Consider the following 12442-nt stretch of genomic DNA (forward strand, 5'->3'; position numbering starts at 1 on the left):
GCCCTTCCCAGCCGGGCCCCGCGCCGCCTACACTCCGGGCCCATGTCCGCAGAGAGCACGCCCCGGCGCGAAGTGGTCACGGGCGAGCCCCGCCGGGTGCGTCCCCTGCCCCGCTACCGCGCCCAGTCGGAGATCGACGAGCAGACCGCACTCGGCGGTGCCTACGTCCGCTCCCTGATGCGCAGCCAGCTCCGCGCCGGACTCACCGCCTTCGCGGTGCTCGCCCTCGTCGCCGGAACCCTGCCCCTGGTCTTCGAGGCGCTGCACAGCAACGCCCTCGTCTGGGCGGTGCTCGGCTTCGCCACCTATCCGCCGCTCACCCTGGCCGCCTGGTGGTACGTGCGCAGGGCCGAGCGCAACGAGCGCGACTTCGCCCGGCTCGTGGAAGGCCTCCCCGCACCGTGAGCGCCCCCGGCCACCCGGCGGCGATGGTGGCGGTCGCCCTCGTCGTCCTGGCCACCGTCCTCGTCGGCGGCTTCGGGCTGCGGATCTCCCGTACCACCTCCGACTTCTACGTCGCTTCGCGCACCGTACGGCCGAGGCTCAACGCGGCGGCGATCAGCGGCGAGTACCTCTCCGCCGCGTCCTTCCTCGGCATCGCCGGGCTGGTGCTGGTGCACGGCCCCGACATGCTCTGGTACCCGGTCGGCTACACCGCCGGATATCTCGTGCTGCTGGTGTTCGTCGCCGCTCCGCTGCGCCGCTCGGGGGCGTACACCCTGCCCGACTTCGCCGAGGGCCGGCTGGAGTCACGCCAGGTGCGCAGGCTGGTCAGCGTGTTCGTCGTCGGCGCGGGCTGGGTGTACCTCGTGCCGCAGCTCCAGGGCGCCGGGCTCACCCTGAAGATCCTCACCGGGGCGCCGGGCTGGCTCGGTGACGTGCTGGTCGCCTCCGTCGTGGTGGTCGCGGTCGCGGCGGGCGGCATGCGCTCGATCACCTTCGTGCAGGTCTTCCAGTACTGGCTGAAGCTCACCGCCCTTCTGGTGCCCGCGATCTTCCTGGTGCTGGCCTGGCAGGGCGACGGCCGCCCCCGGGTCAGCTTCGACGAGCAGATCTCCGTCTTCCGCGCCGACCACCCGCTCTACGCGACGTACGGACTGATCGTGGCCACCTTCCTCGGCACCATGGGCCTGCCCCATGTGGTGGTCCGCTTCTACACCAGCCCCAACGGCCGCGACGCCCGCCGCACCACGGTCGCCGTGCTCGCCCTGGTCGGCCTGTTCTACCTGCTGCCGCCGGTGTACGGGGCCCTGGGCCGGCTGTACGCGCCCGAGCTCATGCACGGCGGTGACGCCGACGCCGCCGTCCTGCTGCTGCCCGCCCGGGTGATCGGCGGGCTCGGCGGCGATCTGCTCGGCGCGCTCCTCGCGGGCGGGGCGTTCGCCGCGTTCCTGTCCACGGCGTCCGGGCTCACCATGGCCGTCGCCGGAGTGATCACCCAGGACGTCCTGCCCTCCCGGGGCGTACGGCAGTTCAGGCTCGCCACCGTGCTCGCCATCGCCGTACCGCTGGCCGGTTCGCTGGTGGTCAGCCGGGTGCCGGTGGCCGACGCCGTCGGCATGGCCTTCGCGGTCTCCGCGTCGTCGTTCTGCCCGCTGCTCGTCCTCGGCATCTGGTGGCGGCGGCTCACCCCGCCCGGCGCGATCGCCGGGCTGCTGCTCGGCGGCGGCTCGGCGCTGCTGTCCGTGGCCATCACCGTCAGCGGGGCGGTGCGCCCGCCCGGCTGGCCGCACGCCCTGCTGGCCTGGCCCGCCGTCTGGTCCGTACCGGTCGGCTTCCTCGCGATGATCCTGGTCTCCCTGGCCACTCCGGGGCGGATACCCGCGGGCACCAACGCGGCCATGACCCGCTTCCATCTGCCGGAGGCGCTGACCTCGGGGCGCGTGCGGTGACCGGGGCCGGGATCGCCGTCATCGCCGTGCTCGCCCTGCTGCTGTTCGGCACGGGCTTCCTGCTGGGCCGCACCGCCAGGCCCGTACGCACCAGTGATGTGGGCACACCCGTCGAGCACGCCACCTTCGAGACCCTGCACACCGCGTCCCTCGCCGCGCCCCCGCTGCGCGCCGGACTCACCGAGGAGAGCGCGCGCAGGTCGGCGCGCGGGCTGCGCTCCCTGCTCGGCACCGACGCCCTCTGCCTCACCGACCGCGAGAGCGTGCTGGTGTGGGACGGGGAGGGCGACCACCACGGGACGGACGTGATGCACCAGGTCGAGGGGCTCCTCGCCAGCGGCAGGGACACCGCCTTCCACAGCGACTGCGGGGACCTCGACTGCCCGCTGCGCTGGGCCGTCGCCGTGCCGCTGACCGTCGACCACCGGGTGCTCGGCACGCTCGTCGCCTACGCGCCCCGGGAGTCGGCGGTGCTGGCCAGGGCGGCGGGGGAGGTGGCCCGCTGGGTCTGCGTACAGCTGGAACTCGCCGAGCTCGACCGCTCCCGCACCCAGCTCATCGAGGCCGAGATCAAGGCGCTGCGGGCCCAGATCTCCCCGCACTTCATCTTCAACTCCCTGGCCGCCATCGCGTCGTTCGTCCGGACCGACCCCGAGCGGGCGCGTGAACTGCTCCTGGAGTTCGCCGACTTCACCCGCTACTCCTTCCGCAGGCACGGCGAGTTCACCACCCTGGCCGACGAACTCCACTCCATCGACCAGTATCTGGCGCTGGTGCGGGCCCGCTTCGGGGAACGGCTCTCGGTGACCCTCCAGGTCGCTCCGGAGGTCCTTCCGGTCTCGCTCCCGTTCCTCTGTCTCCAGCCCCTGGTGGAGAACGCCGTCAAGCACGGTCTGGAGGGTGCCGTCACCCCCTCCCGGCCGGCCGGCACCGCCCGGGCGGGAGACGGCCCGATCCGCGTCACGATCAGCGCGCTGGACGCGGGCGCCGAGGCGGAGGTCGTCATCGAGGACGACGGCACCGGGATGGAGCCGGAGCGCCTGCGGCAGATCCTGCGCGGCGAGGGCGGCACCTCCACCGGCATCGGCCTGCTCAACGTGGACGAACGGCTTCGCCAGGTGTACGGGGACGACTACGGCCTGGTCATCGAGACGGGGGTCGGGGCGGGCATGAAGATCACCCTGCGACTCCCCAAGTACCGCGCGGGCGTCCACGGTTCCTGACCCGCTGCTCCGCCGCTCAGTACAGGTGGACGGCCAGATGGCCCAGCGGCAGGCCCAGTTGCCACGCCGGCGTCCACACCCGCGTCTCGCCCCCCGCCTCCTCCCCGCCGTCGTCGTCCACCGGCTCCCACGGCAGCGGCCCGATCGCGTCGAGGTCCGCGGCCAGCAGCTCGGTCTCCTCCAGCCACCGCCAGGCGGCCCGCGCCAGCGCGAGGTCGGGGCCCGGGAGCCCGGCCGGGGCGGTCGGCCGCTCCAGCGCCTCCAGCCGCGCGCAGACCCAGCGTCTCCAGGAGGCGCCGTACGCCGTGAGCAGCCGCAGCTCGTCCACCCGCGCGGCGGGGAGCTCCTCGGCGCCCGCCCCGTCGGAGAGGAAGATCGTCAGGGCGAGGGCGTCGCGCCCCGCCCGGTACTCCAGGGTCGTCGGCTCCATCAGGTCGCCGGTCGCCAGGACCTCGTCGGCGAGGTACTCGGAGTACATCCAGGCCATCGGGACCAGCAGCCCGCCCCCGCCGGTTCCTTCGTCATGTTCGGGACGCATCCCGTCTCGCCTCTTTCGTCGACTCGGCACCGGGCTACACGCAGCATTGAACCGGGGGCACGCGCCCCGCGTGGGCAGAAGGGCAGGATCCATCGGGAGATTCGAGGTGCGATGACCGCCGACCGCGGTGAGGAACCGCATGTACGGCAGCTGCTGGGCGCCTACGTACTCGATGCCCTGGAGGACGACGAGAGCGGTCCGGTCGCCCGGCACCTCCAGCGGTGCGGGGCCTGCGCCGCGGCCTATGTGGAGGTCGCGGAGGCGGTGTCCCTGCTGGCGCTGCTCAACCTGGACGACCTGCTGGAGTAGCCGGGCAGGTTACGGCTCAGCAGCCGCAGCGCGTAGTACGAGCGGGACTTGACCGTGCCCGCCGGTATGCCGAGGGCCTGCGCGGTCTCGCCCACGCTGAGCCCGCGGAAGTAGATCTGCACGAGAACCGCCCGGTGCTCCGGGCTGAGGGTGCTCACCGCCTCGCGCACATCGAGGGCGTGGACCGCCGAGTCCGCGGTGTCGTCATGGGCGGGTGCGCTCTCCAGGACCGCGTCGCTGACCTCCGTCGGCCGTGCCTGGCGGGACCTGCGGGCGTCGATGGCCAGCCGCCGGGCGACGGTGAACAGCCACGGGCGCATCGAGTCGTAGGGCGCGTCGAACGCCTCCGGGTGCTGCCAGGCGCGTACCAGCGTCTCCTGGAGCAGGTCCTCCGCCCGCTGCCGGTCACCGAACGTCAGCCCCAGCAGGAAGTGGAACAGGGCGGGCCCGTGTTCCCGCTGCAGCCGGGCGAGGGTCCGCTCATCGGTTGTCGCCGTGGTCATCGTGAACGTCCTTTCCCGAAGAGGCCCCTGACGCCTCGCTCCCGCCTGGCGTATACGAACGCATCGGGACGTGGGGGAACAGCCGGTGCACCGAGGTGTGCGCCGAGCGGTCGCACGGAGCGGCGAGTGGTGCGGTGAACGGTCGGCCGACCCCGATACGGCCGATTCAGGTACTTGGTCCGCTTTGTTCTTGACTCACCGGTATGAATATATGTGTATTCGGATGGCCGAAATCGTCCGAACTGGGAGTCGTGCAGATGACGAAGCGCATCCGACCGGGCGCGGCGATCGCCGTCGCCGGCCTCCTCGCCACCGCAACAGCCTGTACCGGCCAGCCGACCTCACCCCCCGGATTCGCCGGGCGGCACCTCTCCGCCGAGCACGGGGCGAACGGCGCGGGCGCCGGGGGAGCGGAGGGTGCGCGCGCCTTCACGCTGCTGGCCTCGGGCGACATCCTGCCGCACTCCTCGGTCATCGACCGGGCCGCCGCCGACGCGGGCGGCGGGGGCTTCGACTTCCGCCCCATGCTCAAGGGTGCCGCACCCGCCGTCTCGGGAGCGGATCTGGCCATCTGCCACATGGAGACCGTGTACGGCCAGGACGGCGGCCCGTACACCGGCTATCCGTCCTTCAAGTCGCCGCCCGAGGTGGCCGCAGCGCTGCACGCCACCGGCTTCGACTCCTGCTCCACCGCCTCCAACCACACCCTGGACGACGGTGCCGAGGGGATCGCGCGCACCCTCGACGCACTGGACCGCGCGGGCGTCGCCCACGCCGGATCCGCCCGCTCGGCGGCCGAGGCGTCCCGGCCCACCCTGCTCAGGGCGGGCAAGGGCAAGGACGCGGCGAAGGTCGCCCACCTCGCGTACACCTACGGCACCAACGACATCCCGCTGCCCGCCGGCCGGCCCTGGGCCGTCAACCTGATCGACAAGGACCGGATCCTCGCGGACGCGAAGGCGGCCCGCAAGGCGGGCGCCGACGTGGTCGTCGTCTCCCTGCACTGGGGCACCGAGTGGCAGGACGCCCCCGACGACGTACAGCTCGGACTCGGCCGCGAACTCACCGCTTCGGGCACCGGCGACCGCCCCGACATCGACCTGATCCTCGGCACGCACGCCCACGTCCCCCAGGCGTACGAGAAGGTCAACGGCACCTGGATCGTCTACGGCATGGGCGACCAGGTCGCCGGTTCCATGGTCAACGACGAGGGTGCGCAGGACCCGCGCGGCAACGAGAGCTCGATGGGCCGCTTCACCTTCGAGCCGCCCGCGAAACCGGGGCAGCGCTGGGCCGTCGGGAAGGCCGAGTTCCTCCCGCAGTGGTTCGACCCCGAGGCGGCCCGCGTCGTGAACCTCGCCCCCGGGGCACCGGACCCGACAGGAGAGAACGGCAGTCGGCTGCGCGAGATCCGCGACCGGATCCACTCCGCCGTCCTCAGCCGCGGTGCCGCGGGGGACGGCCTCGTGGCAGGCAGGTGAGCGACGCCGGCCGTGGTGCCCTGACGCCTCCCGGTGTCAGGGCACCACGGTGACCGGCCAGCGCCCGGCCTTCACGAGCCGGACCGCCACCGATCCGATGAAGCGGTGGCCCGCCGACTCCGACGCGCCCACGATCACGGCGTCCGCCTTCAGCTCGTCGGCCGCCGTCACGAGCCCGTTGTACGGATCACCGTGGAACGTGTGGAACTCCCAGCGGACGTTCCATATGTCCCTGAGCCGCTCGGTCGCCGTCCTGATCTCGTTCACCAGACCCTCGGCGACCTCCCCGGTCGCCTCGGCGACCGGGGCCCCCAGAGCGGCGCCGGCCGACATCACCGGCTGGACGTAGACGAGGGCGAGCATCGCGTTCTGCCGACGGGCCAGGCCCGCCGCGTACGCCGCCGCCCGCATGGACGAATCGGATCCGTCGATGCCCGCGACGATCACCTTGGGGCCGTCCGTGCCGCGCTCGAAGCGCTGATGTTGCTGGTCAGTCACGGCCCCGAGGGTAGCCTCTGCCGCCGGCCGCCCCCCGGGCGCCTCCACCCGGCCCGGGACCTCCCCGCCGGATACCGCCCGAGGACTCCATCCATCGGGTGCAAAACACCACATCTCCGGTGTCGGCGTCGTGCACGGGCGTCCCTCCGTGCGAGCAGTTGGTCATGAAGCATGATCAGATCCCCGCGGAACGCCGCACCTTGCTGCGCCTCGCCCTCGCGCTGGGCGTCGCCACCGCCGTGAACACGGTCGCGGCGGATCCGGCCGGCACCCCCGCACGCCCCGGCGGCGAGCCGCCGGCCCCGGCCTCCGGGCCCCCCGCGGCGGCCAGGGCCCGCCCAGGGGCCTACCGGCTGCGCCCCATGACCTCGACCACGCCGCCCCGCTTCCGGCCCGCCGCGCCGCCCGTCCGCACCCGGCCCTTCGAGGAGCTGCCCGAGCTGGGGCACGACGCCATGGTGCTCAGCTTCGACGACGGCCCGGACCCGCGGTACACCCCGGACATCCTGGCGATCCTGCGCCGGTACGACGTCCGGGCGATGTTCTTCGTCTGCGGCGAGATGGCCGCGGACAACCCCGGCCTGCTTCGTGAGATGGCCGACGACGGGCATGTGGTCGGCAACCACTCCTGGTCGCACCCCCTCATCCCGAAGCTCTCCCGAGGCGCGATCGTCGACGAACTGGGCAGCACCAGCGAGGTGATCGAGAAGGCGCTGGGCGCCCCGCCGCTCTGGTACCGGGCTCCGTACGGCGCCTGGAACCGCAACTCCTTCGAGATCGGCGCCGCGATGGGCATGGAGCCGATGGCCTGGACCGTCGACACGCTGGACTGGACCACGCCGGGCACCGACACCATCGTCCGCCGGGTCAAGAAGGGCGCCGCGCCCGGCGTCGTGGTGCTGTCGCACGACGCGGGCGGGAACCGGTCCCAGAGCGTGGCCGCCCTGCGCCGGTACCTGCCCGCGCTGATCGAGAGGGGCTACCGGCCCACCGTTCCGTACCGCAGCTGAACGGCGGGCGCCGGGGGCCGCCCGCTACCGGGTCTCGACGAGCCGGGCGAAGACCACCACGTTCCCGTCGTACCCGTTGGCCTTCGAGTACCCGCCGCCGCAGGTGATGACCCGGAGCTCGGCGTACCCGGTGTCGCCGTACACCCGGGGGCCGGGGAAGTCGTTCTTGGAGAACACCTCGACGCCGTAGATCTCGAACACCGCGGTCCGGTTGTCGTAGCGGGACACCTCGATCTGCTGTCCCTTGCTGAGCGAGCCCAGTCCGTAGAAGACGGCGGGGCCGGCGAGGTTGTCGACGTGGCCGACCATCACGGAGGTGCCGCGCTGGCCGGGGGCGATGCCGTTCTGGTACCAGCCGGCGAGGTTCGGGTCCTGGGCCGGCGGTGCCTCGATCCAGCCGGCCGGGTCCAGGTTCACGTCGACCACGGGAGCGTCGACCTCGATCGACGGGATCTGGATGCGCTCGACGGGGGCGTACGCGAGCGGCTGGACGGGCTCGCCGTCGGCCGGGGCGGACACGGTGGTGTCCCGCGGGCCGGCCACCGAGGCCGCGGCGGCCGGCTGCGGAGGCCCGGGGGAGGTCTCCACCCCGTTGCGCATGAGAGCGAGCCCGGTGAGCATCACCAGGGCGATGGCGCCCCATGGTGTGCGTCTGCTCCGCCCGCCGCCCCACTGATCCCGGCCCATGGTTCTCCCTTCGTCGCGACACCGCAACGCTAGGCACAGGTCCGGGCGGCGGCGATCAGGGGAGGGCGAACGGGTGGCGGCCGACCGGGCGTCGACGGTGGTGTGTTCTCTTCGGAGTAATGAGCGGATAAAACTTCTGACGGTCCGTGACCTGCGGGTCCGTCAGATTCCGCACCCGGCCCCCGGCGTGTCGGCTCACCGGGGTGGAGCAGTGCCGAAGTGCGACTTGGGCGGTATCTGGTGAGGGTTCGTCATGGGACGCGTTCTCGTCGAATCCCGGAGGCCAGGACTCCGGGGCGCTTCCCGCTGGAGGTTCAAAGATGCGTGCTTCACGCACTCTCGCGGTGACCGCGACCGCATTCGCGGCGGTCGGGCTCGCTGCCCCGCTGGCCGCCGCCGGCGGCGGCCCGGGCAGCAACCCGAGCAACTTCCCGACCAATGTCACGGTCAACCCGTCCCGGGTCTTCCAGGGCGCCACGATGCAGGTCAGCGCGGAGGGCTGCGGGCGTTCCGGCGGCAAGGTGTGGTCGAACGCCTTCCCGACGGTGAACCTCTCGCCGGGCCGGGTCGGCTACGCCACGGCGCACATCCGCAACAACGCGACGCCCGGTCAGTACAGCCTGTCCGTGCGGTGCAACGACAGCGACAACAACTTCGGCGGCGGCAACGGAGGCGACGGCGGCCAGGGCGGGAACGGCGGCCAGGGCGGCAACGGGGACGAGCGCGGCCAGGGCGGCCAGGGCGGCCAGGGTGGCAACGGCGGTCAGGGCGGCCAGGGCGGTAACGGCGGCCAGGGTGGCAACGGCGATCCGGTCGCGACGGCCCGCTTCACCGTGCTCCCCTCGCGGGGCGCACAGGGCGGCCTCGGCGGCTCGATGGGGCCCAGCTCCGTCGAGATGCAGGTGGGTGGCGGCCTCGTCGCGGCGGCGGCCGTCGGCGGTGCCTTCTTCCTCGTCCGCCGCCGGACGAGCAATGCGGCGATCTGACGCGTCGAACCTCCTGCCCGGCCCGATACGCCCGTCGCCCCGAGTCCTGGACCAGGACCCGGGGCGACTGTCGTGTGCCGGTGTGCGAACCGTCAGTGCTGGCGGCCGGTGCGGCGCTTGCGCAGGACGTAGAAGGCGCCGGCCGAGGCGACCGCGACCAGTGCGGAACCGGCGACGATCTCCGCGGGATCCATCGTGTCGACACTGCCTCCGAGGCCGCCCAGCACACCGGCGGGAGAAGCGGTGGAGCTGGTCGTCGGGGCCGTGGTGGGCGTGGGAGAACTGGTGGCACCGCTCGTGATGGTCAGATTGGCGGACCGGGTGGTGGTGCCGCAGCGGAAAGTCACCTCGTAGACAGCGCCCCGTCGGGCGTCCTGGTCGACCGTGGCCGTGGCCGACCTCCCGCTCGGGATGGTGGTCGTGTCGAACACGCCCGAGAACGCGGTCGCCTCGGTGGTGCACCCCATGGCGCCGAGGGTGACCCGGCCCCCCGGCGCGACCGTCGACGGCGTGATCGTCGGCGTGAACGAGGTGGACGTGCCGCCGTTGAGCACATCGGCAGATGCGGCCGGTGCCGTCAGAAAGCAGGCGGCGGCGCCCAGCAGGGCGACGGGTGCGACACGTATCGCGCGCATGGTGAATCCTCCGGGTCCCGAGGAGCAGCCGCGGAACGGATTTCCGCGAGGGATGGGACATGCACCTCGATGTCCGAAACGGTAGAAGCGTCGCATACCACCCGCGATCGGTGTCAGGCGAATGGGGCAGCCTTGTCCCCCGGCCGGCTCACCTGCCGGGGGACAGGGACGGGAGGCGCGCTCCTATCCGCCCGTGGCGTGCGGGAAGAGATCGATGAACGGAGCGGTGGTCGCCGAGATGCCCCGGCCGAACGGGGCGTCGAAGTCCCAGATGAGGAAGAGCAGAAAGGCGATCAGGACGCTGAAGAGTCCCGCGAGCAGCAGTTCACGGAAGGTTCTGCGGATCTGGAGCGTGAAGATCAGCCCGACCGTGACCACGGCCCCGGTGATCAGGCCGAACCAGACGACTCCCGGCATGGTCGCGCCGGCGTTCTGGCCCCTGGCCCCGCGCGCGTCGTCGACGGCGGCCACCTGGTCCACCAACGGCTGGTACGCCTGCCCTTCGAGGTCCGTCCGCGGTTCGTACTCCGTCACATCGGCCCGCACCCGGTCGAGGAGCCTGGTTCCCTCGTCGGTGAGGCTCGCGTGGTCCGTCATCGACCTCCACTCGTCGCCGACGACATGGGCCACATAGGCGTCGACGTCGGCCCGGATACGGTCGCGGACCTCGACCGGATAGACGGAGGCCCGCGCGCTCACCTCGTGCAGCGCCTGTGCCTCCAGCCTGACCGACTCCTGGGCGGCGCTGCGGCCCTCCCAGACGCCCGCGATGGCCAGGCCGAGCACGATCGCGTAGACCACGCCGATCATCATCGTCATGTACTCGATGACGTCGGGCGTCTCGGACGGATCGTCGTCCTCGGCGACGCGGCGGTTGCTGAGGACGGCGATGGTCAGGACGACGGCACAGGCCGATGCCATCGCAATGGTCAGAACAAGCCATTCCGACATGGGTTCCCCTCTTCGGTCAGCGGGACGAGCGGGGCCGCAGCACGGCCACGGCGAAAACGGCGGGCGCGGTGATGAGAAGGGTGAGCGAGACCAGTGACGGGCCGGCCCGGGGTGTCTTGCGGGGCGGCTTCCTGTAGGTGGGCAGCGCGACCGGCGCCGGGGCCGGTGGTGAGGGGCGCACGGTGGGCGGCGGCGGTGCGGGCTCCGGTTCAGGTTCGGGTGGAGCGGGGGCCGGCGGAGGGGGCGGCGGCGGCGGAGGAGGAGGAGGAGGAGGAGGAGGCGGTGGCGGAGGAGGGGGCGGTGGTGGTGGGGGAGGCGGGGGTGGTGGTGGCGGTGGGGCAGGTTCGGGCTCGGGCTCGGGTTCAGCGATGACCGCCCCGCACCGGCCCTCGCCCGCCACGGCGACGGACGAGCCGCCGTCCCCCTGGCCGATGGAGGCGACCGCACAGTCGTCACCGGCCGCCGGCAGCGGGACGGCGAGCAGCAGGAGCAGGGTCGCGGCCGTCAGCCGCCATATGCGTGATCCGTACACGCCGGGAGCATGTTCCCCCCAGCCGCCGGACACGCAGCGGATGGAATTGATTCGCCTGATGGAGGGGACCTGGGGCAATTCGCGTTTGCGCCCGCCGAAACTTTCTCGGGCTGCCGTTGAACACCGGGGCCCCGGCCGTCCGTACCTAGGGCCACGAAAGGCGCGGACTCGCGTCCCGGACGGCAGAAGGACAACGGGAGTCGACATGAATACCTGGCGGAACGCCTCGCTCGCGGTGACGGCGGTGGCCCTGTTGGCGCTGACGACGGCGTGCGGTCAGGAGAAGGGCACCGCGTCCCCGAACGGCCAGGCCGTGGGGAACGCCGCTCCGGCGCAGCAGCCGGCCGACAGCGGCTACGGCTCGGACGGCGGCTACGGCTCCGACGTGGGAGCGGGCACGGCACCGAAGGAGGCCGGGCAGCTCGCGGTGTGGGACAGCAAGAAGCTGGGCAAGGTGCTGACGGACAGCGAAGGGTTCACGCTCTATCGGTTCGACAAGGACACCGCCGAGCCGCCCGCCTCGAATTGCGAGAGCGACTGTGCGAAGACGTGGCCCGCGGTGCCGGCGGAGAACGCCGAGGCCGCCGCCGGGGTCGGCGCCTCACTGATCGGCGAGGTCACGAGGGCCGACGGGACCAAGCAGCTGACCGTCGGGGGCTGGCCCATGTACCGCTATGCCGAGGACGCCGAACCCGGTGACGCCAACGGGCAGGGCGTCGGCGGAACGTGGTTCGCCGCGGCCCCGGACGGAAAGAAAGCGGCCGTGAACGCCGACGGGCCCAGCGGTGCACAGGCCGACGCCGCCGGACTTTCGGTCCGCAAGGACCCGGAACTCGGGAACATCGTCGTCGACAAGCGCGGCATGACGGTTTACCGCTTCAAGAAGGACTCGGCGTGGCCGATGAAGTCCGCGTGCACGGGTGACTGCCTCAAGAAGTGGCCGGTCGTCGCTCCCGTACCGAAGAATGACGTCGACGGTGTCACCACGAAGGGATTCGTCACCTTCGACCGCCCCGACGGCATCCAGCAGCAGTCGCTCGACTGCTGGCCCGTCTACACCTTCTCCGGTGACGCCGAGCCGGGAGACACCAACGGCCAAGGCGTCGGGGGCACATGGTACGCGGTCTCGCCCGACGCGAAGCTGGTGGGAGCCGCCAAGTAGCCCCCGGGAGAGGCTCCGTGGTGCCGGTCCGTCGT

14 protein-coding genes are annotated in these 12442 nt (G+C 72.3%); 8 read left to right on the forward strand and 6 right to left on the reverse strand.

The window, feature by feature from the left end; translation table 11 throughout:
- Positions 1-42 precede the first annotated feature (42 nt).
- From JKV81_RS35050 to JKV81_RS35060, 3 genes are read left to right on the forward strand one after another with little or no spacing between them, the layout of a single operon-like run.
- Complete coding sequence (locus tag JKV81_RS35050) at positions 43-405, forward strand: hypothetical protein (protein ID WP_099175792.1); 363 nt, start codon at positions 43-45, stop codon at positions 403-405.
- A complete protein-coding gene (locus JKV81_RS35055; protein WP_129259905.1) occupies positions 402-1892 on the forward strand; it encodes a sodium/solute symporter in 1491 nt (496 codons plus the stop codon). The genes JKV81_RS35050 and JKV81_RS35055 overlap by 4 nt, the downstream gene beginning before the upstream one ends.
- On the forward strand, positions 1889-3115 hold the full coding sequence (locus JKV81_RS35060; RefSeq protein WP_099175795.1) for a sensor histidine kinase: 1227 nt from the start codon (positions 1889-1891) through the stop codon (positions 3113-3115). The genes JKV81_RS35055 and JKV81_RS35060 overlap by 4 nt, the downstream gene beginning before the upstream one ends.
- Before the next feature lie 16 nt (positions 3116-3131).
- Here the strand turns inward: JKV81_RS35060 and JKV81_RS35065 are convergent, their stop codons facing one another.
- Entirely contained in the window at positions 3132-3653 is a 522-nt protein-coding gene (locus JKV81_RS35065; protein ID WP_129259906.1) for a hypothetical protein, read from the reverse strand.
- Positions 3654-3764: 111 nt separating this feature from the next.
- Between JKV81_RS35065 and JKV81_RS35070 the strand changes: the two genes are divergently transcribed.
- Positions 3765-3962 (forward strand): zf-HC2 domain-containing protein, encoded by a 198-nt coding sequence (locus JKV81_RS35070; RefSeq protein WP_129259907.1) that lies wholly within the window; start codon positions 3765-3767, stop codon positions 3960-3962.
- Here the strand turns inward: JKV81_RS35070 and JKV81_RS35075 are convergent.
- A complete protein-coding gene (locus JKV81_RS35075; protein ID WP_124279171.1) occupies positions 3896-4465 on the reverse strand; it encodes a sigma-70 family RNA polymerase sigma factor in 570 nt (189 codons plus the stop codon). The genes JKV81_RS35070 and JKV81_RS35075 overlap by 67 nt on opposite strands.
- A 257-nt stretch (positions 4466-4722) precedes the next feature.
- Between JKV81_RS35075 and JKV81_RS35080 the strand changes: the two genes are divergently transcribed.
- Entirely contained in the window at positions 4723-5946 is a 1224-nt protein-coding gene (locus JKV81_RS35080; RefSeq protein ID WP_202079624.1) for a CapA family protein, read from the forward strand.
- A 36-nt stretch (positions 5947-5982) separates the two neighbouring features.
- Here the strand turns inward: JKV81_RS35080 and JKV81_RS35085 are convergent, their stop codons facing one another.
- Positions 5983-6444 carry a universal stress protein gene (locus JKV81_RS35085; RefSeq protein WP_202079626.1) on the reverse strand — a complete coding sequence of 154 codons (462 nt, stop codon included), beginning with the start codon at positions 6442-6444 and terminating at the stop codon, positions 5983-5985.
- Between the two features lie 164 nt (positions 6445-6608).
- On the opposite strand from JKV81_RS35085, the gene JKV81_RS35090 reads away from it, so the two are divergent.
- On the forward strand, positions 6609-7454 hold the full coding sequence (locus tag JKV81_RS35090; RefSeq protein ID WP_129259910.1) for a polysaccharide deacetylase family protein: 846 nt from the start codon (positions 6609-6611) through the stop codon (positions 7452-7454).
- 24 nt (positions 7455-7478) lie between these two features.
- Here JKV81_RS35090 and JKV81_RS35095 read toward each other — a convergent pair whose 3' ends face one another.
- Entirely contained in the window at positions 7479-8141 is a 663-nt protein-coding gene (locus tag JKV81_RS35095; RefSeq protein ID WP_124279175.1) for a class F sortase, read from the reverse strand.
- 344 nt (positions 8142-8485) lie between these two features.
- Between JKV81_RS35095 and JKV81_RS35100 the strand changes: the two genes are divergently transcribed.
- Positions 8486-9127, forward strand: a complete 642-nt coding sequence (locus tag JKV81_RS35100) for a hypothetical protein (RefSeq protein WP_307820666.1) — start codon at positions 8486-8488, stop codon at positions 9125-9127.
- 92 nt (positions 9128-9219) lie between these two features.
- On the opposite strand, the gene JKV81_RS35105 is transcribed toward JKV81_RS35100, so the two are convergent.
- Together JKV81_RS35105 and JKV81_RS35110 are read right to left on the reverse strand one after the other, a co-directional pair.
- Positions 9220-9762, reverse strand: coding sequence for a hypothetical protein (locus tag JKV81_RS35105; RefSeq protein ID WP_202079630.1), 543 nt, complete (start codon positions 9760-9762; stop codon positions 9220-9222).
- A 183-nt stretch (positions 9763-9945) separates the two neighbouring features.
- Positions 9946-10713: a bestrophin-like domain gene (locus JKV81_RS35110; RefSeq protein WP_129259913.1), complete on the reverse strand. Its 768-nt coding sequence runs from the start codon at positions 10711-10713 to the stop codon at positions 9946-9948.
- A gap of 737 nt (positions 10714-11450) precedes the next feature.
- Here JKV81_RS35110 and JKV81_RS35115 point away from each other — a divergent pair.
- Positions 11451-12407 (forward strand): SCO0930 family lipoprotein, encoded by a 957-nt coding sequence (locus tag JKV81_RS35115; RefSeq protein ID WP_129259914.1) that lies wholly within the window; start codon positions 11451-11453, stop codon positions 12405-12407.
- Positions 12408-12442: the final 35 nt, after the last annotated feature.

It is taken from the genome of Streptomyces silvae (assembly GCF_016745505.1).
In the GTDB taxonomy this organism is placed as follows: domain Bacteria; phylum Actinomycetota; class Actinomycetes; order Streptomycetales; family Streptomycetaceae; genus Streptomyces; species Streptomyces silvae.

Excerpts from the sequence above, each read along its gene's own strand:
- JKV81_RS35050 (WP_099175792.1), top strand. The coding sequence starts at position 43 with ATGTCCGCAGAGAGCACGCCCCGGCGCGAAGTGGTCACGGGCGAGCCC.
- JKV81_RS35065 (WP_129259906.1), bottom strand. The coding sequence starts at position 3,653 with ATGCGTCCCGAACATGACGAAGGAACCGGCGGGGGCGGGCTGCTGGTC.
- JKV81_RS35070 (WP_129259907.1), top strand. The coding sequence starts at position 3,765 with ATGACCGCCGACCGCGGTGAGGAACCGCATGTACGGCAGCTGCTGGGC.
- JKV81_RS35075 (WP_124279171.1), bottom strand. The coding sequence starts at position 4,465 with ATGACCACGGCGACAACCGATGAGCGGACCCTCGCCCGGCTGCAGCGG.
- JKV81_RS35080 (WP_202079624.1), top strand. The coding sequence starts at position 4,723 with ATGACGAAGCGCATCCGACCGGGCGCGGCGATCGCCGTCGCCGGCCTC.
- JKV81_RS35090 (WP_129259910.1), top strand. The coding sequence starts at position 6,609 with ATGAAGCATGATCAGATCCCCGCGGAACGCCGCACCTTGCTGCGCCTC.
- JKV81_RS35095 (WP_124279175.1), bottom strand. The coding sequence starts at position 8,141 with ATGGGCCGGGATCAGTGGGGCGGCGGGCGGAGCAGACGCACACCATGG.
- JKV81_RS35105 (WP_202079630.1), bottom strand. The coding sequence starts at position 9,762 with ATGCGCGCGATACGTGTCGCACCCGTCGCCCTGCTGGGCGCCGCCGCC.
- JKV81_RS35110 (WP_129259913.1), bottom strand. The coding sequence starts at position 10,713 with ATGTCGGAATGGCTTGTTCTGACCATTGCGATGGCATCGGCCTGTGCC.
- JKV81_RS35115 (WP_129259914.1), top strand. The coding sequence starts at position 11,451 with ATGAATACCTGGCGGAACGCCTCGCTCGCGGTGACGGCGGTGGCCCTG.